A 19516-nucleotide genomic window follows, 5' to 3' on the forward strand; every position below is an offset into this window, starting at 1 on the left:
ATGGCCGCCGCAGACGTGCCCGAGACAGGCCCGCCGATAGAAGTGGTGGCATGACCAGAGAGCTACAACCGTCACGGCGGACAGTGCTCGGCGGACTGGCCGCGACCGGTTTTCTCGCCACGACCGGGATCGCGCGCGCCGACGCGACCGGCCGGATCCAGGACATCGTCAATCGGCCGCAGTTCAGGGGTGCGCGCTGGGGAATGACCTTCCACGCGCTCGACAGCGGCGAGACGTGGCACGTGATGAACCCGGCCGAACTGTTCACCGCGTCGTCGTCGTTCAAGATCTTTCTCGGCGGCACGGCGTTCGAGGCGCTCGGGCCCGATCATCGGTTCCGCACGCGGGTCTACCGCACCGGCCCCGTGACGGGTGGTGTGCTGCACGGGGACCTCGTGCTCGTGGCCAGCGGCGACATGCTGCTGTCCGGCAGAGTGCGGCCGGACGGCTCGCTGAACCTGCCCGACCCGGACCACACGTATCCCATCGGACGGCCACTGCCCGGCGACCGGCTGGCGGAGATCCGGGATCTCGCCGCCCAGATCAAGGCGGCCGGTGTGCGGCGGGTCACCGGCAAGGTGTCGGTCGACGTCTCGCTGTTCCGTGAAGGACAGGAGAGCATCGCGATCAACAACCAGCTGATCACGGTGTCGCCGATGATGGTGAACGACCACATGATCCACGCCGCCGTGACACCGGGCGCCGCGGTCGGCGATCCGGCCGTCGTCCAGGCGATTCCGCAGACGGGCTATGTGCGGTTCGTCAACAAAGTCACCACGGTCAGCGGGACGCCGAAGCCGCTCGTGTTCGTGGGCGACCGGCTCACCGGGGAGATCCAACTGGGCAGCGCTCCGAGATACGTTGCCCACTACGTGCGTGAGCCGAGCCGGTTCGCCGCGGTCGCGCTCACCGAAGCGCTGCGCGACAGGGGAGTGCAGGTCCGTGGCGAGGCATGCCGTGCGGCGCGGCGGATCCGGATCGCCGAGCACGTGTCGCTGCCGTTCGCCGAGCAGTCGAAGGTGATGCTCAAGGTCAGCTCGAACATCCACACCGCCACGATTCCCTACCTGGTCGGCGGGATCGCGGGTCGTGCGCCCGGCAACCCGAAGGCGTCCTATGAGGACTTCCGGCGGGCGCTGTTCCGCAAGGCGGGCCTCGACCCCGATCCGGCCGGATCGGCCGAGGGGCGGTACACGGTGGAGACGTTCATCAAGTTCCTGGCGTACGTGGCCAAGCGGCCGTACATCGACCGGTTCCGGTCGGCGCTGCCGATCATGGGCAGGGACGGCACCCTGGCCGGGAACCAGCCGGACTCGCCCGCGGCTGGGCACGTCTACGCCAAGACCGGCACCGGCCTGATGGGCCCCACGCTGAACAAGGCGCTGGCCGGGTACATCGAGCTGCCGGGTGGGCGGTGGCTGGCCTTCGCGCAGTTCATGCGGCTGGAACTGGCGTCGGCCGCGGACGGCAGGGCACTGGACGGGCAGGCCCAGGAGGCGATGGCCGAGATCTGCACCGCGGTGTACGAGGAGCACGCACGATGACAACGCGGCGATCACTGCTGCTGGCCGGGAGCGCGCTGGTGGCCGCGCCCAGCGTCGCGAGTGCCGGGCCTGCGGAGGATCTCAGATCGTACGAACGATTCGTGGCGGCGCAGGCGGCGCAGGACAAGTTCTCCGGCACCGTGCTGCTCGCCCATCGCGGCAAGCCTGTCCTCGTCCGGTCGTACGGCATGGCCGATCAGAGCAAGGCGATCCCGAACGGCAAGGACACCGTCTTCTGCCTCGCGTCGATCTCCAAGGTCTTCACGGCGGTCGCCGTCGCCCAGTTGGCGCAGCAGGGCAGGCTGGCCTTCCACGATCCGCTGCGCACGTACCTCGACGGCTTCCCGGACAAGGTCACCCTGCACCACCTGCTGACCCACACCTCCGGACTCGGCAGGCCGTCGCAGGGCGGTGGCGCCCCGCCCGCGTGGCAGAGCTTCGACGAAGCGCTCGCGGGCACGCTGGACATCGTCCGGTCGACGCCACCGCAGTTCACGCCGCCCGGCACCGAACACCGCTACAGCAACGACGGCTTCTGGGTGCTCGCGGGAGTCGTCGCCCGGGTGACCGGGACGTCCTTTTTCGACTACGTGCGGGACCACGTGTTCCGTCCGGCGGGCATGACGCGCACTGACTACCACAGCAAGCCGCAGGTCCAAGCGTCAGCGCAGATCGCGCGTCCCTATTGGACGCGGCCGTCGGGTGGCCGTGTCGACGCCTTGACCACCCCGTTCTTCCCGTTCACGAACGGGCCCGCGGGTGGCGTCTACTCGACTGTCTCGGACCTGCTGGCGTTCGTGACCTCGTACGGAAAGGTGCTGAACCGGCCGTTCGCCGACGTGATCACCAGCGGGAAGGTCGCGCTGCCCGCCGGGACGTCGCCGGTCCGGGCGAACTTCTACGGGTACGGGCACATCGACGCGATCTGGCGTGACCAGCGCGTGTTCGGGCACTCCGGCAGCGGCCCCGGCATGGCGACCAGGCTGGACGTCTTCCCGTACGGCGACTGGGTGTCGATCATCCTGAGCAACTACGACACCAGCATCGACCCGATCGTCACCGCGGCCCGTGACCTACTCACCTCGTGAGTGTTTATCAGGGTTAGAACACCGATAAACACTCACGAGGAGGTTGAGCCGAGCGGTGGTTTCCGGAGGGGGTGGCGGGGTGCGAAAATCGTGGTTGACAACGTTGTCAGCCTCCCTCCCTGCAGGAGGAACACCATGCGTGCTCTCGCCGCGTCCCTGGGGTTCGCGGCGGCGCTCATGTTCGCCGCCGTTCCCGCGACCGCCGCGCCCGTCCAGGTGGCGGTCAGCGATCCCGCGCAGTACGTCAATCCTTTTGTCGGCACCAAACCCGGCGGCCCGGACTTCGGGCACGGCGGCGGTGCCGGCAACACCTTCCCCGGCGCGGACGCGCCGTTCGGGATGATGCAGTGGAGCCCGGACACCGTGACCCACCAGCACGGCGGTTACCACTACGACGACAACCGCATCAAAGGCTTCAGCCTGACGCACCTCTCCGGCCCCGGTTGCAGCGACTTCGGCAACATCCCGTTCATGCCGGTCCTGGGCACGAGCCCGGTCAGCCACTACACGTTCTCGCACGCCAACGAATCCGCCTCGCCCGGCTACTACTCGGTGGCCTTCGGCAACGGCCTGCGAACCGAGCTGACCACGACCACCCGCTCCGGCATGGCCAGGTTCACGTACCCCGCCGGCCAGCGGGCATCGTTGTCAGTCGACGCGGCGAAAGCGTTCAACGCGGCCAGCGGGACGATCACGATCGGTACCAACACGCTGTCCGGCTACACCGACAGTGGTGGTTTCTGCGGCGCCGGAAACCGGTACCGCCTGTACTTCCACGCGGTGTTCGACAGCCCGTTCGCGACATCCGGTGTCGCGGGCGCGGACGGCAAGGTCGACGAGAGCCGCAAATCCATCGTAGGCAGCAGCACGGGCAGTGTGCCGCAGCCGCGGAAAGGCACGGACACGCGCAAGGGCCCGGCGGTCACGAGTGACGTGACACCGCTCGCCGCCTCGGCGTTCGTGTCGTTCAACGCCACCACGGTCACGGCACGTGTGGGAATCTCCTTCGTCAGCCTGGAAGGCGCGCAGGCGAACCTCAACGCTGAGCAAGGCACCAAGAGCTTCGACGAGATCCGCACCGGCACGCGCAACGCGTGGAACGCCCTGCTCGGCCGGATCAACGTCACGGGCGGAACGGATGCGCAGCTGCGCACCCTCTACACCGGCCTGTACCACTCCTTGTTGCATCCCAACGTGTTCAGTGACGTGGACGGCCGGTACACCGGGTTCGACCGGCAGATCCATTCGGTGCCCAGCGGACGTGCCCAGTACGCCAACTTCTCCGGCTGGGACGTCTACCGCTCCCAGGTGGCGCTGATAGCCCTGATCGCGCCCGCCGAAGCGGCCGACATCGCCCAGTCGGCGATCAACCAGGCGGCGTACGGCGGCTACTTCGACCGCTGGACCGTCGCCAACGGCGGAACCGGTGTGATGAACGGCGATCCGGTGTCCATCATCGTGTCCACCATGCACGCCTTCGGTGCGACCAACTTCGACGCCGCGGACGGCCTGCGCCGGATCGTCGCCGGGGTCAACGATGTCCGCCAGCGCCCCGGATGGCTCCAGTACAACCAGTACGGCTACGTGCCGATCGGCCTGGGGGACGTCTGGGGATCGGCGTCCACGACGCTCGAATACACCAGTGCGGACTTCGCGATCTCGCAGTTGGCCGCGCGGCTCGGCGACACCACGACGGCCGAGAACTTCCTCAGGCGCGCCCAGAACTGGCGTAACCTTTTCGAGTCGGGCAGCAAGTACATCCAGCCACGCAACACCGACACGTCGTTCCCGTCGTTCAGCCCGACGCAGCAGAACGAGTTCGTGGAAGGCAACGGCGGCCAGTACGCCTGGATGGTGCCGTACAACCATCGTGGCCTGTTCGATGCCATGGGCGGCAACGCCACCGTAGTGTCGCGATTGGACGCGTTCTTCACCGAGCTGAACGCGGGCCCGACGAAGAACATGGCCTACCTCGGCAACGAGCCCACGCTGAACACCCCCTGGGCGTATGCCTACGCAGGCGTGCCTCACAAGACGCAGGACGTGGTCCGGCGCGCGTTGACCACGTTGTTCAAACCGTTGCCGGAAGGCATCGTGGGCAACGACGACCTCGGTCAGATGTCCTCCTGGGCCGTGTGGGCCGCACTCGGCATGTACCCGCAGGCGCCGGGCAGGGCCGAACTGGTCCTGGCCAGCCCGCAGTTCCCGAGCATCACGATCAGCCGGGGCAACGGCAGGACGATCACCATCACCGCGCCGAACGCCTCGGACAGCGCGAAGTACGTGCAGAACCTGCGGGTCGACGGCCAGGCGTCGAACCGCGCGTGGCTTCCGGCGTCCTTCGTGGCCAACGGCGGAACGCTCGACTACACACTCGGCACCAGCCCGAACACCGCCTGGGGCAGTGCGCCCGCGGACGCGCCGCCGTCGTTCGACGTCGGCCCGGCGTCGCCGAGGACCGGTGCCGTCACGGGCCTGGCGAGCAAGTGCGCGGACGCGGACCCCAGCCAGACGGCCAACGGTGCCGTGGTCCGGCTGTGGGACTGCAACGCGTCGCCCGCGCAGCAATGGACCTTGGCCTCGGACGGGACGCTACGTGCCTTGGGCCGTTGCCTGGACGTCTCCAGCAGCAAGCGGGACAACGGCACCAAAGTGCAGCTGTGGGACTGCAATGGCACCGGCGCCCAGCAGTGGTGGCCCAAGCCGAACGGCGCGCTGGTGAACCCGCCGTCCGGCCGATGCCTTGACGTCCCGAACAGCAACACCGCCAACGGCACCCAGTTGCAGATCTACGACTGCAACGGTTCGGGCGCGCAGACCTGGCGGCTGCCGTAGCCGACGGCTTCGGCCACGGTGTGGTGCTCGACACGTCGATCACCCCGTTCCTGCTGGTCGCGGCGATGAGCTCGCGGATCGGCCGCGGGATCTGGTGGCGGGACGTACCCCCGTGGTTGGGGTTCGGGCACGGGGGATGCGACGATGGCCGGTAGTGCGATCGCGGAGGAAGCCGGTGCGAATCCGGTGCGGTCCCGCCACTGTGACCAGGCCCGGCGGCCTGGGAGCCAGACACTCCGCCCGCGCTCGGGTGCGCGCCCGCGTGCCCGTGGCCTCGACTTCGGGCGTGGACACCCGGGGAAGGATCTCGCCGTGCGCTTCCCGTTCTCCGCCATCGTCGGACACGACGACCTGCGGATGGCCCTGCTGCTCAACGCGGTACACCCGGGTATCGGGGGAGTGCTGGTCAGAGGCGAGAAGGGGACCGCGAAGTCGACGATCGTGCGTGCGCTCGCGGCCCTGCTGCCCGCCGTGGACGTCGTGCCCGGCTGCCGGTTCGCCTGCGACCCCGCCGGCCCCGACCCCCGCTGCCCTGACGCCCCGCACGACGGCGCTGACCAGCGCGCCGCGCGGCTGGTCGAGCTGCCGGTCGGCGCGACCGAGGACCGGCTGGTCGGCTCGCTCGACCTGGAGCGGGCGCTGACCGAGGGCGTGCGGGCGTACCAGCCGGGGCTGCTGGCGGCGGCTCACCGTGGCGTGTTGTACGTCGACGAGGTCAACCTGCTGCACGACCACCTGGTCGACCTGCTGCTGGACGCGGCCGCGATGGGCCGGGCGCACGTCGAGCGGGAAGGCGTCTCGGTCTCCCACGCGGCGAGTTTCCTGCTGGTCGGGACGATGAACCCGGAGGAAGGCGAGCTGCGGCCGCAGCTGCTGGACCGGTTCGGGCTGACCGTGCACGTGGTGTCGTCGCGGGACGTGGCCGTCCGGACCGAGGTGATCCGCCGTCGCCTGGCGTTCGAGGCCGACCCGGCGGGCTTCGCTGCCCAGTGGGCCGCCGCGGACGCCGAACTGGCCGAGCAGATCGTCAAGGCGCGCACGGCTCTGCCCGGTGTGGCGCTGCCTGATTCGGAACTTCGCCGGATCGCGTCGGTGTGCGCTTCGTTCGAAGTGGACGGTATGCGGGCCGACCTCGTCGTTGCCCGCACAGCGATCGCGCACGCCGCCTGGCGTGGGGGTGATGCCGTGACCGCTGATGACGTCGAAGTCGCTGTGCGCCTTGCCTTGCCGCACCGCCGCCGCAGGGACCCGTTCGACGAGCCCGGGATCGACGAGCAGCAGTTGCAGGACGCGTTGCGCAACGCGGCAGAGCAGGAAGAAGGCCCGGAGGACGACCCGGACGGCCCAGACAGCCCGGACAGTCCGGACAGCCCGGATGACGGTGGCGGTGAGCCGCCGCGCAACGCCGAGCAGCCCCAGGGTTCCGGCGGAGGTGACCAGCCGCCCGTTCCGCCCGCGCCCGCGTTCCGCGCGAGGCTTCTCCAGGTCCCTGGTGTCGGTGAGGGCGCTCCAGGCCGCCGATCCCGTGCGGCCGCTCGCAACGGGCACACGGTCCGTCCGTCCACTGTCGAAGGTCACGGCCTGCATGTGGTCGGCACGTTGTCCGCGGCCGCGCCGCATCAGGCGGCGCGTGGCCGGGCCGGCGCCGGATTGGTGTTGCGGGCCCAGGATCTGCGGCTCGCGGTCCGTGAAGGCAAGGAAAGCAACCTGGTTCTGTTCTGCGTGGACGCTTCCGGTTCGATGGCCGCCCGCAAGCGCATGTCCGCCGTGACGGGCGCGGTTCTGTCGCTGCTGCGGGACGCCTACCAGCGCCGCGACAAGGTCGGTGTGGTCACGTTCCGCGGCAGTTCGGCTGAGGTGACACTGCCTCCAACGTCCTCAGTGGACGCTGCGGCGGCGCGGCTGAAAGGGCTGCGTACCGGTGGTCGGACGCCGCTGGCCGATGGACTGCTGCGCGTGCGCCGAGTGCTTGCCGCTGAACGGCTTCGCGATCCGCGACGACGTCCTTTGCTGGTACTGCTCACCGATGGCCGGGCCACGCAGGGCGCCGGGGGCCGTGACCCGATGGACGACGCCATGCGCGCGGCCGGAATGCTCGCCGCGGACGGCGTCGCCACCATCGTGGTCGACTGCGAACAAGGCCACGTCCGGCTCGGGCTGGCCGCGAAACTGGCCGCGGTGATGGGCGGGACGTGCCTGCGGCTGGCCGAGCTGTCGGCCGACCAGGTCACCGGCGTGGTCCGGGCAGCACGAGCGGCGTAAGGGAGAACTGGCGTGCCACAAGGAAAACCTGTCGCGGTCCCGGACGACGGCCTGACCACCCGGCAGCGCCGCAACCGGCCGTTGCTGATGCTGCACACCGGCGAGATGAAGGGCAAGTCCACCGCGGCCTTCGGGCTGGCGCTGCGGGCATGGAACCAGGGCTGGCCGATCGGCGTGTTCCAGTTCGTCAAGTCCGCCAAGTGGAAGGTCGGCGAGGAGAACGCGTTCAAGGCGCTCGGCAGGCTGCACACGCAGACCGGTGAGGGCGCGCCCGTCGAATGGCACAAGATGGGCGAAGGCTGGTCGTGGAGCCGCAAGCAGGGGTCCGAAGAGGACCACGCGGCCGCGGCACTGGAGGGCTGGCGGGAGATCGCACGCCGCCTCGCCGCCCGAACGCATGGCTTTTACGTGCTCGACGAGTTCACCTATCCCATGCACTGGGGCTGGGTCGACGTGGACGAGGTCGTGGCGACGTTGCGCGACCGGCCGGGGCACCAGCACGTCGTGATCACCGGGCGGCACGCGCCGCAGGCGCTGATCGACGCGGCGGACCTCGTGGTGTCGATGACGAAGGTGAAGCACCCGATGGACGCGGGCCAAAAAGGTCAACGAGGCATCGAGTGGTGATTCCCCGGGTGGTCATCGCCGCCCCGGCGTCCGGCAGCGGCAAGACCACGGTCGCGACCGGCCTGATGGCGGCGCTGCGGCGGCGTGGCGACAAGGTCGCGCCGTTCAAGGTCGGCCCCGACTACATCGACCCCGGCTACCACACGCTCGCCGCGGGCAGGCCCGGCCGTAACCTCGACCCGGTCCTGGTCGGCGAATCCACCATCGCGCCGCTGTTCCTGCGTGGCGCGGCGGGCGCGGACATCGCGGTGATCGAAGGCGTCATGGGCATGTTCGACGGCCGGGACCCGGCGTCGGACTTCGGCTCCACCGCGCACATCGCCAAACTCCTGCGGGCCCCGGTGATCCTCGTCGTCGACGCGTGGGGCCAGGCCCGCAGCATGGCGGCGCTGGTGCACGGCTTCCGCGCGTTCGACACGTCGATCCGGCTGGCCGGCGTGATCGCCAACCGGGTGGGGTCGTCGTACCACGCCTCGATCCTGGAAAAAGCGTGCGAAGAGGTCGGGTTGCCGTTGCTCGGGGCGTTGCGGCGGGCAGAGAGCCTGCAGGTGCCGTCCCGGCATCTCGGCCTGGTGACCGCGGCGGAGCACGGTCCCGAGGCGATCCGGGTGATCGACTCGATGGCTCACCTCGTGGCGGGCGGTGTCGATCTGGACGCGGTGACCGCCATGGCCCGTTCGGCCGGCCCCCTGGAAGGGACCGCCTGGCAGGCCGGCATCGAGCCGGTCGGCCGGCCGGTGATCGCGGTGGCAGGCGGGCCCGCCTTCACCTTCGGCTACGCCGAGCATGCCGAACTGCTGGCCGAGGCCGGGGCCGAGGTCGCGGTGTTCGACCCGATGCACGACTCGACGCTGCCCGCGGACGCCCGTGGCCTCGTTCTGCCTGGTGGTTTCCCTGAGCAGCACGCCGAGGCCCTGTCCGCGAACTCGGCGCTCCGCCGTGCCGTGGCGCAGTTCGACGGCCCGGTCCACGCGGAGTGCGGTGGACTGTTGTTCCTGGTCAAGAGCCTGGACGGACACCCGATGTGCGGCGTGCTCGACGCGACCGCCGAGATGACACCCGCGCTGTCCCTGGGCTACCGGGACGCCGTGGCGGCCACTGATTCGCCGTTGTGCCAGGAGGGCACGCGGTGGACCGGGCACGAGTTCCACCGGACCGTCGTGCAGCCCGTGCACGGCGACAAACCCGCGTGGATCTGGCGGAACCGGGCGGGCTCGGTGGTGCGGGAAGGCTTCGTGTCGGGCCGGGTGCACGCCTCCTACCTGCACACTCACCCCGTGGCCAACCCGTCGGCGATCGCCCGGTTCGTCGCCTCCGCCGCCCGCTGAACCCTGATGTGGCAGGGTATGCGTCGGCTCGTATGAAACGGGGTGAGCTGGCCGATGACAGTGACGGTGATCGGGGTCGACGGCAAGACACTGCCCGCGGGTGCCTCGGCCGCGTTGGGTGAGGCCGACCTGGTGCTCGGCACGCGGCGGCAGCTGGACGCGCACGCGCCGGACACGGCCCGGACAGTGGAGCTCGGGTCGGTGGAGTCGGTGCTGACGGACCTGACTGTCGCGGCGCACGCGGTGGTGCTCGCGGACGGCGACCCGGGGTTTTTCGGCGTGGTCCGGACCCTCAGGGAACACGGCGTCCGGCTGACCGTGTTGCCCGCCGTCTCCAGCGTGCAGCGGTTGCTGGCCGCGATCGGGCGGCCTTCGGACGACGTCGTCGTGGTCGATGCCTCCGGCGGCGCGGGCCGTGCGGTGAACGTGTGCCGGGCTCGGCCCGCGGTGGCCGTGCTGGGGATGGCTCCGGCCGAGCTGGCGCTTGGTCTGCGTGGCTGGCACCGCACGCTCGTGGTGGCCGAGGACCTGGGCGGCCCGGACGAGAAGGTGTCCACTGTGGATGCCAATGAGGCCGTTTCGCGGGAGTTCCGTGACCCGAGTGTCGTGTTGTGCCTCGCGGAGGCCGAACGCGTGCCGCCGCGAGGCTGGATCGCCGGCGCCCAACCGGTTTCCGGCGGCTGGGCGTTCCCGGAGGACGACTTCGCGCACCGCGACGGCATGGTGACCTCGGCCGAGTTGCGTGCCGTGGCGTTGTCCCGGATCGCCCCCGCGCCCGGCATGCTGGTGTGGGACGTGGGCGCCGGTTCGGGCGCGATGGGCGTGGAATGCGCGCGGCTGGGGGCCGCTGTGCTCGCCGTGGAACGGGATCCGGTGCAGTGCGTCCGGATTCTGGCGAACTGCGGCAAGTACGGCGTGGACGTCCGGGTCGTCGAAGCCGAACTGCTGGCCGCGATCAGTGGCCTGCCGAAGCCGGACGCCGTGTTCATCGGCGGTGGCGGCGAGGCCGTTGTCCGTGCTTGCGCGACAGTCGACGCGTCGCGCGTCGTGGTGGCGCTGTCGTCGATCGACCGGGTAAGCCCGACTCGTCAGGCGTTGAAGGCAGCGGACTATCGTGTGGACGGTTGCCAGCTGACTGTGGCGCGTTTGTCCGAGCACTCCGACGGCGCGACCCGGTTGGCGGCGGTTGATCCGGTGACTGTGGTTTGGGGCGTGCGTTGATCGGTTTGTTCGCGGCGACAGCTCAAGGCAGGAAGGCCGCTGCGTCGTTGTCACTGGGACCCGATGCCGTTCTGGTGGGCGGCCCGGTCAAGCCCGCGCTGCACCGCATGTGGCCGTCGTTGGGATCGGCCGTGTTCTTCATGGGCGCGGGTGCGGTCGCGCGGCTTGTCGCGCCGTTGCTGGAGAATCGGCGTGACGATCCCGGGATCGTGTGCGTGCACGACGGTTTTGTCATCGCGCTGACGAGCGCGGGGAACGTTCTGGCCACGGAGATCGCGGAGACGTTGAACGTCACCGCCGTGCCCACTTCGGACTACGTCGGCGAGTCCCCGCTCGACGAGATCGTGGAGACCTTGGACACCGCGGTCGACGGCGACATCGCGGCGTGTGGCGTGGCGGTCCTCGCGGGCGATCCGATCCGCCTGCTGAACCCGCTGGGCTTCGACCTGCCGGACATGCCCGCGAACCTGCAACCGGACAACTACGGTACCGAGTGGACGATCCTGATCGACGACCGGCTGCCCGCCATGCAGGTCAAAGGCAAGCTCCTGCGGCTGATCCCGAAGACGCTCGTCGTCGGCGTCGGCTCGATCCGTGGCGTGACCCAGGAGGCGGTCACGGCGGCACTGGCCTTGCTGGAGTCCGAACACGACCTTGATCCGCGTGCCGTCCGGTCGTTCGCGACCATCGACGTGAAGGCCGACGAGATCGGCATCCAGGACGCGGTGGCGGACTGGGGTTTCTGGCACGGCGAAGGCGACGGTTGCGCACCGCCGATCACCATCCACACCGCCGACGAGCTCGCCGCCGTGGCCGTGCCGAACCCTTCGGCGGTCGTGCGGGGCGAGGTCGGCACGTCGAGCGTCGCCGAGGCCGCCGCGCTGCTGACCGCCCGGGAACTGGGCGACCGGGTGGAGATGGCCGCGCCGAAGACCAGCAGCGCCACCGTGACCGTCGCGGCAGCCCGCATCCTGCCCACCTAACCCCCGTGTCCACCTTTCCAGCACCCCGAAATGCGCGTTCCGGCACCCTGAAATGCGCGTTCCGGCACTGTGAGTTCGCCGGTGGACGCTCGCCGGAGATTTCATGGTGCCGGTGTGGACAACTCGGGGTGCTGGAGTGGTGGACACGGGGTGCTGGAAAGGTGGACACGGCGAGGGCTGGGTGGGGGTGGGGTTAGCGGCCCTTCCACTGGGGTTCGCGGCCCGTGGTCCAGGCCGCGTAGAACTCGGCGTGGTCCTCGGACTTCATCAGCAGGGCCTGGGTGATGGCCTCGAGTTCGATCGCCGAGCCGAGGGCCATGTCGAGTTCGCGGGTGAGCAGGACCTTCGTGGTGGAGTACGCCAACGCGGGCCCGGACGCGAGGCGGGTCGCCAGAGCCGTGGTCTCGGCCGGGAGGTCGTCGACGACCTTGGTGGCCAAGCCGATGGACAACGCCGTGGCCGCGTCGACCTTGTCGCCGAGCATCAACAGTTCGGTCGCCCGGCCAAAGCCCACCAACCGGGGCAACAGATAGGCCGAGCCCATGTCGGCGCCCGCGAGACCCACCTTGGTGAACAGGAAAGCGAACGACGCGGACGCGGCCAGCAGCCGGAAGTCGCTGGCCAGGGCGATCACCGAACCCGCGCCCGCGGCGATCCCGTTGACCGCAGCGATCACGGGCAACGGGCACTCGCGCAACGCCTTCACGACCGCGCCGGTCATGCGGGTGAACTCCAGCAGCTGGGCGGGTTCCATCCCGCGCAGTTCGCCGATGATCTCCTCGACGTCACCGCCCGAGCAGAAACCGCGGCCCTCGCCGGTGATCACCAGCACCCGGGCGTCACCGCGGTGCGGCAGTTCGGCCACCAGGTCCCGCAGGTCCGCGTAGACGTCGAACGTCAGCGCGTTCAGCTTCTCCGGACGGCAGAACGTCACCGTCGCGACCCCGTCGGCCACCGAGAAGTCGAAGTGCTCCCACGACGAGGTGATCCCGGCCGATGCCCGGAAGACCATCAGCGTTCTCCTTTCAGGGCACGGCGGTCCAGCTTGCCCGACGCGGTTTTCGGCAGCGCGGACACAAAACGCACATCCCGCGGGTACTTGTGCGGCGCCAGCCGCGAGCGGACGAAGTCGCGCAACTCCTCAGCGGTGACGGAGGACGAGGCGACGACGAACGCGCGCGGCCGGGTCAGGCCGTCCTCCTGATAGCCCACGACAGCGCACTCGACGACAGCGTCGTGCGACAGCAGGCAGTTCTCGATCTCCGCGGGCGCCACCCAGACCCCGCCGACCTTCAGCAGGTCGTCCACGCGCCCCTGGTAGTAGAAGAAACCGTCCTGGTCACGGGTCACCAGGTCACCCGAGCGGACGGTGTGCGGACGCGGGAACGTCTCGGCGGACTTCTCCGGTGCCTGCCAGTACTCCACGGCCACGGTCTCGCCGGTGATCTCCAGCCGGCCCGCCTCGCCGTCCGGCACCGGCTCGCCGTCCAGGTCGACCACCCGTGCCCGGTAACCCGGCACGACCTGGCCGAGGCTGCCCTGCCGGGACTGACCGGGCCGGTTCGACAGGTAGATGTGGTACGCCTCCGAAGACCCGATCCCGTCGACCACTTCGACGCCGAACGTGTCCATCCAGCGCCGGTACAGCTCACCCGGCAACGCCTCGCCCGCGGACGTGCACAGCCGCAACGAACTGAAGTCCTGTTCGGACGCCAAGGGATGCGACACCATGGCGCTCATCATCGTCGGCACGTTCACCAGGAGAGTCGGCCGGTGCTCGGCGATCAGCTCGAACAGGGTCTCGACCGTGCTCCGTTCGGGGAACACGATCCCGGCCGCGCCGACGCCGAACGGGAACAACGCGGCGAGGTCCCTGGCGTACCCGAAGAACAGCTTGGGCACGGGAAGCACGACGTCGGACGGCTGGATGTCCAGCACGCCACGCGCGTACCAGTGAAAGCTCAGCAGCGGGCTGCGTGCGGTCAGCACGCAGGCCTTGGGGGCGCCGGTGCTGCCCGTGGTGAACTTCCAGATCGCCACGTCGTCCTTTGTGGTCGCCGCTGCTTCCAAAGTGGACGGATAGCCGCCGGCGACCGTGGCGTCCACCACGCGAGTCGCGCCGGCCTCTCGGAGCTTGTCCGTGGTCGTGTGGTCCGCCAGGACGACGGAGGGCGTGACATACTCCAGGAAATACCGGTAGTCCTTGACCTGAAGGTACGTGTACACCTCGGCGGTGACGGCCCCGATCTTCTGCGCGCCGTACCAGGCGGCGACGAAATCGACGCTGTCGCTCAGCGCGAGCAGGACTCGATCACCTTGCCGCACACCGAGATCGAGCAATGCGTTGCCCATCTGGTTGACACGCGAGGCCAGTTCGCCGTACGAAACCGGGCCGTCGCGGGTGATCAACGCCGTCCGCGAAGGCTCGTTGCGGTCGACGAAGTACGAAGCGATGTTGAACGACGAGGGGATATCGGTGTAGCGCATCAAACCTCCCCGATCAGTTCGAGCACCATGTCCACGAGTACCGCGTACGTCCGCTCGCCCTCTTCGGCGGTGGCCGTCGCGGGTGATCCGCAGTACGCCTGGTCCATCCCCATCTGGACGAAATCCTTGTGCCCGGCCGACATCGCCGACGGCATGTCCACGTGCACTTCGGGCAACGAGGCCATCCGCTCGTGGTCGACCAGGTCAGGCCGGTCCGCGAGCACCAGGGACGTCTCGTACTGCCCGGCGTGGCACGAACCGGACTGGAATTCGGGCGTCAACCGTGCCGCGTTCGCCCGGCGGACCAGATCCAGGTACCCCACCCCGGCCGTTGCGGTGGCGCGGCGCAAAGTCGTCACGTGTTCGGGTTCGAAGTGGTTGTTCACCACGACGATGTCCGCGAACCCCTGGTTGATCAACGACGTGCAGACGTCCGTGACGATCGCGTACAGCGTGTCCTCGCTGACGTGCACAGCACCGGGGAACGCCGAGGCGTAGCGGGTCACGCCGTAGGGGAGCGGCGGCAGGATCAGGGCACGGATCGACGGGTGGTCGGCCAACCGCCTGGCGACCCGTTCGCACACACCGATGGAGATCATCGGGTCGGTGCCGAGAGGCGCGTGCGGGCCGTGCGGCTCGATCGCGCCGACCGGCAGCAGTAGCACCGGCCGTCGCGATGCCGTCAACAGCCCGGCGACCTGCGGCGAGGTCAGCTCGGCGAAGTAGAGCACCCGCGAAACTTTACGGTTGACCCCGCTGGGCAGTCAACTATGCTCGCGGCATGCCCGAGGCGCCCCAGGACCTGGTGATGACGCTGCTCGGCGCGCACCTGCGCCCGCGCGACCGGCAGGCGTGGTCGGGCGGCCTGGTGGAGCTGCTCGGCGGCTTCGGGATCTCCGAAGGGGCCGCCAGGGTGGCGCTGACCAGGCTGGTCCGCCGCGAGCTGCTGGCCAAGGTCAAGGACGGGCGGCTGGTGCACTACACCGTCACGCCCCGCAGCGCGGCCGTCTTCGAGGAAGGCGACACCCGGATCTTCCAGCTCGGCCGGGAGGTCCCGGAGACTCCACAGTGGACCGTGCTGTGGCACGCGATCCCCGAGGAGGAGAAGGTCGCCAGGACCCGGCTGGTGCGCAGGCTGCGGTTCCTCGGGTTCGGCCCCGTCCAGGACGGCACGTGGATCGCGCCGCACGACCGGGAACGTGAGGTGGCGTCCCTGCTGAAGGAACAGGGCGTCGAGCGGCACGCCGGGCTGCTGCTCGGCAGCCCGGCCGGCTCACTGGACTTCAGCTCGTTCGTCAGCCGGGTCTGGGACCTCGACGACCTGGCCGCCCGGTACCGCGCGTTCGTCGACGAGTTCAGCGGCTGCGACCCGGCGGACCTGACCGGCCGGGCCGCGCTGCTGCTGCGGACCAGGCTGGCGCACCAGTTCCGGCAGTTCCCGTTCCTGGACCCGGAACTGCCCGCCTGCCTGGTGCCGCCACCCGCTCACCGTGCGCAGGCCGTGCGGTTGTTCCATGATCTCTACACCGCGCTGGCCCCCGCGGCGATGCGCCATTTCGACGAGGTGATGCAGCCTTGACCGACCACAACGCCGCCCTGACGTACTCCTCCTATCTGGCGCTCGACGAGATCCTCGGCGCTCAGCGGCCCCGGTCGGACGAGCACGACGAGATGCTGTTCATCGTCATCCACCAGGTCTACGAGCTGTGGTTCAAGCAACTGCTGCACGAGTTCGGCCGGGCACAGCAGGTCCTGGCGAACGGCGAGACCGCGCACGCCCTGCACACCCTGCACCGGGCGTTGACGATCCTCAAGGTCGTCGTCGCGCAGATCGACGTGCTCGAGACGATGACGCCGCGCCAGTTCACCAGCTTCCGTGAGCGGCTGGAGGCATCGAGCGGCTTCCAGTCCGCGCAGTTCCGCGAGGTCGAGGCGGTGCTGGGCCGCCGCGACGCGCGGGTGTTCCGGCACTACCCGCCGGGTGAGCAGCACGACCGGATCGCGGCGGCGATGAACCGTCCGTCCCTTTTCGATTCGTTTGTCACCTACCTTTCGCTGCACGGCTACGACGTGCCGGGCAAGAGCCTGCACCGGGACGTCGCCGCGCCGCTGGAGCCGTCACCGGAACTGCAGCAGGTGCTGCTGCGGGTCTACCAGGACGACGCGGGCCCGGCGCAGATCTGCGAGCGGCTGGTCGACCTCGACGAGGGCATCCAGGAATGGCGGTACCGGCACGTGAAGATGGTCGAACGGGTGATCGGCGCCAAACCGGGCACCGGCGGCTCGGCGGGCGCGGAATACCTGCGCAAGACGCTGTTCACCCCGATCTTCCCCGACCTGTGGGCCGTCCGGAGCGACCTGTGAGTGACCAGTCGGCCAGGCTCGCGCCGCACTACTCGAACTTCGGGGTCTCGCACCGGTTGCTGCTGTCCGGGCACTCGCACCAGGCATGGCCGGACGTCGCGGTGGAAGGCATGATGGAAGCCTTCGACGACGCGGCCGAGCTGGTCGACGAGAAGTGGGCCCGTGCGTTCGCCAAGGCCGAACGCCTGCGTGACGGCTTCCGCCTGTTCCTCGGCGAACCCGGCGCCCAGCTCGCCCTCGGCGCCAACACCCATGAGCTCGTGCTGCGCTTCCTGTCCTGTCTGGATCTGCGGCGGCGGCCGAGGCTGATCACGTCGGACGGCGAGTTCCACTCCCTGCGCAGGCAACTCGGCAGGCTGGCCGAGGAAGGCCTGGACGTGGTCCGGCTCGCGTCGGCTCCGGCGGACACGCTGGCCGAGCGCATGGCCGGCGCGATCGACGACCGGACGAGCGCCGTGCTGGTCTCGGCTGTCCTGTTCGAGACGTCGCGGATCGTGCCCGGTTTGGAGTTTCTCGCCGAGGCCTGCCGGCGGCGGGGCGTGGAGTTGCTTGTGGACGCCTACCACGCGCTCGGCCCGGTCCCGTTCTCCACCGCGGGTTTCCCCGGCGCGTGGGTCGTCGGCGGCGGGTACAAGTACCTCCAGCTCGGTGAGGGCAACTGCTTCCTGCGGCTGCCGCCGCACGCCGACACGCTGCGGCCGGTGATCACCGGCTGGTACGCGGAGTTCGCCGAGCTGACCGGGCACCACGACGGGACAGTCGGCTACCCGCTCGGCAGCGCCCGGTTCGCCGGCGCCACCTACGATCCGGCCAGCCACTACCGGGGTGCCCGGGTCTTCGACTTCTTCGCCCAGCACGGCCTGACCCCGCAGGCGCTCCGCGAGGTGGCGGTGCACCAGGTCGGTCTGCTCGGGACACTGTTCGACGAGATCGGCGCGCCGGACGACGTGATCACCCGGGATCGCGCGCCGGTCGAGGACTTCGGCGGATTCCTTGCCCTGCGCACACCGCACGCGCAGCGGCTACAGGCCCAGTTGGCCGAACACGGCGTGCTCACCGACAGCCGTGGTGAGTACCTGCGGTTCGGCCCGGCGCCGTATCTTTCCGACAGTCAGCTGGAAGCGGCGATGGAGGTGCTCGCCCGGCTCACGACGCCGGGCGGCAACGGAATCTGACGCTTTCCCTGTGCTCCGGCCGGGTCAGTGCGGTTCGAGCAGGCGCATCGCCCGCAACGAGATCTCCATCCGGAACCGGTCGTCGGGATCGGTGAGCCGGTCGCCGAACAACGCTTCCAACTGGTGCAGCCGGTAGCGCACCGTCTGCGGGTGCACGTTGAGCATTCCCGCGATCTCCGGTGCGCTGCCGCTGGTCTCCAACCAGGCCAGCAGAGTCTCGCCCAGCCGTGCCCGTTGTTTGACGGTCAGCCCGGCGAGCGGCCGCAACGTCCGCTCGGCCAGTTCCCGCGCCAGGAACTCGTCGGTGAGCAGCCACAACGTCGACAGGTGGTCGTCGCTCCAGACCACCGGCGCGTCCTGGATCAGGCCACGATGGACGTACGTCAGCGTGCGCCGGGCCAGTCGCAACGAGGTCGAGGCCTCGGACAGCCGGACGCGGGGGCCGACCACGGCGCGCCAGCCGGGCAGTTGCTCGTGCAGCGACGGCAGATGGTCGTTGTCAGCGGCCATCACCAGGCACGGTTCGGCGGCGTCGAAATCCTCGAGGACGCTGTCGTCGAACGAAGGAAGGTCGTGATCGCCTTCGCCGCGTTCCAGCGCGACGGCGACCACGTGATCGGGGACGGTCCACCGCGCGGTGGCGGCGAGGTCGGTCACCGTCTGGGCAGGGACGGGAGGGTCGGACAGCAGCAGTTCGAGCAGGCGTCTGCGTCTGCGGTCCAGCGCGCCCGCGGCCTTGGCCTGCGCGGCGGCGAAACCCTCCAGCGACAGCACGGAGATCTCGTCGACGTAGTCGAACACCGCTTCGGCCAACTGGCAGATCGTCACCGTCGGCAGGTTCACCGACTGCCCGAACTCCGCGATCCGGCGCCACGCCACCCGTGCGCCGATCCGGTACGCGCTCTGCAGCGTGTCCACGCTGCGGCCCTGGGCGACCTCGAGCTTGCCGAGGTGCCGGAAGAGTTTGGCGCGGTCCTCGCGTGGTGCGGAGGGGTCGGCGAGCCGGTCGATGAACTGGGCGATCGCCTCCTCGACGCCGCCGGTCACGATCGGGCCGAACGGGCCTTCGAGCAGCCGGGCGTACTCCGGGATGGACCGGCGGATCTCCTGCACGACCGCCACCGCCACGTCGGCGGCGCGGGGCCGGAACATGCTCGCCAGCTCGCGGGGAAGGGTCGACCAGATACGCGTCGACGCCGCCGCCGAGCGCGGCGGCACTAACGATTCGAGGCGCTGCGGAGGTACGGCCATGTTGGCGGTGGTGATCCGGCGGGCACCTGACTCAGTCACGGCGGCGTCCTTTGAGCGGCAACAGAAACCCTGTCGTATCGTCGTTGATATCGCCCAATAGTTATAACCCGCGCACTATATTTTGACGCAACCTTTGCTGTCAACGGCTCACCGGGCACTTCCGCAGGTCGTGAAGGCCATTCGGGTTCGCCTCGGGCGACTGTCACGACCATGACAACTTTTGCGCCCGCCGCTGTCTTCCGGTCCACAAGTCTGCGCTGAACGGGCGCTGTCGCGCTACTCCCCGGCGCTTCACCCGCAGGCGCGTGACAAGTGGTTCCAACGGATTTCGCCGGGTCGTGACAAATTTGA

General features: G+C 69.5%; 16 protein-coding genes and 1 riboswitch. Of the genes, 12 read left to right on the forward strand and 4 right to left on the reverse strand.

Going from position 1 to position 19516, the window contains the following annotated elements; genetic code table 11:
- The first annotated feature begins 50 nt into the window (after nt 1-50).
- From dacB to GC106_RS01065, 9 genes are all read left to right on the forward strand, one after another.
- Complete coding sequence (gene dacB, locus GC106_RS01035) at nt 51-1544, forward strand: D-alanyl-D-alanine carboxypeptidase/D-alanyl-D-alanine endopeptidase (protein WP_173123353.1); 1494 nt, start codon at nt 51-53, stop codon at nt 1542-1544.
- Nucleotides 1541-2632, forward strand: coding sequence for a serine hydrolase domain-containing protein (locus tag GC106_RS01040; protein ID WP_173123355.1), 1092 nt, complete (start codon nt 1541-1543; stop codon nt 2630-2632). Before dacB ends, GC106_RS01040 begins: the two co-directional genes overlap by 4 nt.
- 135 nt (nt 2633-2767) lie before the next feature.
- Complete coding sequence (locus GC106_RS01045) at nt 2768-5467, forward strand: lectin (RefSeq protein WP_173123357.1); 2700 nt, start codon at nt 2768-2770, stop codon at nt 5465-5467.
- Nucleotides 5468-5490: 23 nt separating this feature from the next.
- Complete coding sequence (locus GC106_RS48650) at nt 5491-5622, forward strand: hypothetical protein (protein WP_281368307.1); 132 nt, start codon at nt 5491-5493, stop codon at nt 5620-5622.
- A 10-nt stretch (nt 5623-5632) separates the two neighbouring features.
- Nucleotides 5633-5704, forward strand: a riboswitch (cobalamin riboswitch).
- A 75-nt stretch (nt 5705-5779) separates the two neighbouring features.
- The gene (locus GC106_RS01050; RefSeq protein ID WP_173123359.1) at nt 5780-7729 is read left to right on the forward strand and encodes a putative cobaltochelatase; all 1950 of its coding nucleotides are present in this window, start codon (nt 5780-5782) and stop codon (nt 7727-7729) included.
- A 12-nt stretch (nt 7730-7741) separates the two neighbouring features.
- Entirely contained in the window at nt 7742-8356 is a 615-nt protein-coding gene (gene cobO / locus GC106_RS47455) for a cob(I)yrinic acid a,c-diamide adenosyltransferase (protein WP_312872336.1), read from the forward strand.
- Nucleotides 8353-9684: a cobyrinic acid a,c-diamide synthase CobB gene (locus tag GC106_RS01055; protein ID WP_312872413.1), complete on the forward strand. Its 1332-nt coding sequence runs from the start codon at nt 8353-8355 to the stop codon at nt 9682-9684. Before cobO ends, GC106_RS01055 begins: the two co-directional genes overlap by 4 nt.
- 54 nt (nt 9685-9738) lie before the next feature.
- Nucleotides 9739-10905, forward strand: a complete 1167-nt coding sequence (locus tag GC106_RS01060) for a bifunctional cobalt-precorrin-7 (C(5))-methyltransferase/cobalt-precorrin-6B (C(15))-methyltransferase (protein WP_173123363.1) — start codon at nt 9739-9741, stop codon at nt 10903-10905.
- Entirely contained in the window at nt 10902-11888 is a 987-nt protein-coding gene (locus GC106_RS01065; protein ID WP_173123365.1) for a cobalamin biosynthesis protein, read from the forward strand. Before GC106_RS01060 ends, GC106_RS01065 begins: the two co-directional genes overlap by 4 nt.
- A 193-nt stretch (nt 11889-12081) precedes the next feature.
- On the opposite strand, the gene GC106_RS01070 is transcribed toward GC106_RS01065, so the two are convergent.
- From GC106_RS01070 to GC106_RS01080, 3 genes are read right to left on the reverse strand one after another with little or no spacing between them, the layout of a single operon-like run.
- Nucleotides 12082-12903 carry an enoyl-CoA hydratase family protein gene (locus GC106_RS01070; RefSeq protein ID WP_173124590.1) on the reverse strand — a complete coding sequence of 274 codons (822 nt, stop codon included), beginning with the start codon at nt 12901-12903 and terminating at the stop codon, nt 12082-12084.
- The gene (locus GC106_RS01075; RefSeq protein ID WP_173123367.1) at nt 12900-14375 is read right to left on the reverse strand and encodes a benzoate-CoA ligase family protein; all 1476 of its coding nucleotides are present in this window, start codon (nt 14373-14375) and stop codon (nt 12900-12902) included. Before GC106_RS01075 ends, GC106_RS01070 begins: the two co-directional genes overlap by 4 nt.
- Entirely contained in the window at nt 14375-15106 is a 732-nt protein-coding gene (locus GC106_RS01080) for a creatininase family protein (RefSeq protein WP_173123369.1), read from the reverse strand. Before GC106_RS01080 ends, GC106_RS01075 begins: the two co-directional genes overlap by 1 nt.
- Before the next feature lie 50 nt (nt 15107-15156).
- Between GC106_RS01080 and GC106_RS01085 the strand changes: the two genes are divergently transcribed.
- The 3 genes from GC106_RS01085 to GC106_RS01095 are packed head-to-tail and all read left to right on the forward strand — an operon-like array spanning nt 15157 to nt 17914.
- Nucleotides 15157-15954, forward strand: a complete 798-nt coding sequence (locus GC106_RS01085; protein WP_246364606.1) for a PaaX family transcriptional regulator — start codon at nt 15157-15159, stop codon at nt 15952-15954.
- On the forward strand, nt 15951-16739 hold the full coding sequence (locus GC106_RS01090; RefSeq protein WP_173123371.1) for a tryptophan 2,3-dioxygenase: 789 nt from the start codon (nt 15951-15953) through the stop codon (nt 16737-16739). Before GC106_RS01085 ends, GC106_RS01090 begins: the two co-directional genes overlap by 4 nt.
- On the forward strand, nt 16736-17914 hold the full coding sequence (locus GC106_RS01095; RefSeq protein ID WP_173123373.1) for a kynureninase/PvdN C-terminal domain-containing protein: 1179 nt from the start codon (nt 16736-16738) through the stop codon (nt 17912-17914). Before GC106_RS01090 ends, GC106_RS01095 begins: the two co-directional genes overlap by 4 nt.
- Before the next feature lie 24 nt (nt 17915-17938).
- Here GC106_RS01095 and GC106_RS01100 read toward each other — a convergent pair whose 3' ends face one another.
- Nucleotides 17939-19204, reverse strand: a complete 1266-nt coding sequence (locus tag GC106_RS01100; protein WP_312872337.1) for a PucR family transcriptional regulator — start codon at nt 19202-19204, stop codon at nt 17939-17941.
- Between the last annotated feature and the right edge of the window lie 312 nt (nt 19205-19516).

Source organism: Kibdelosporangium persicum (assembly GCF_013280595.1).
GTDB lineage: Bacteria > Actinomycetota > Actinomycetes > Mycobacteriales > Pseudonocardiaceae > Kibdelosporangium > Kibdelosporangium persicum.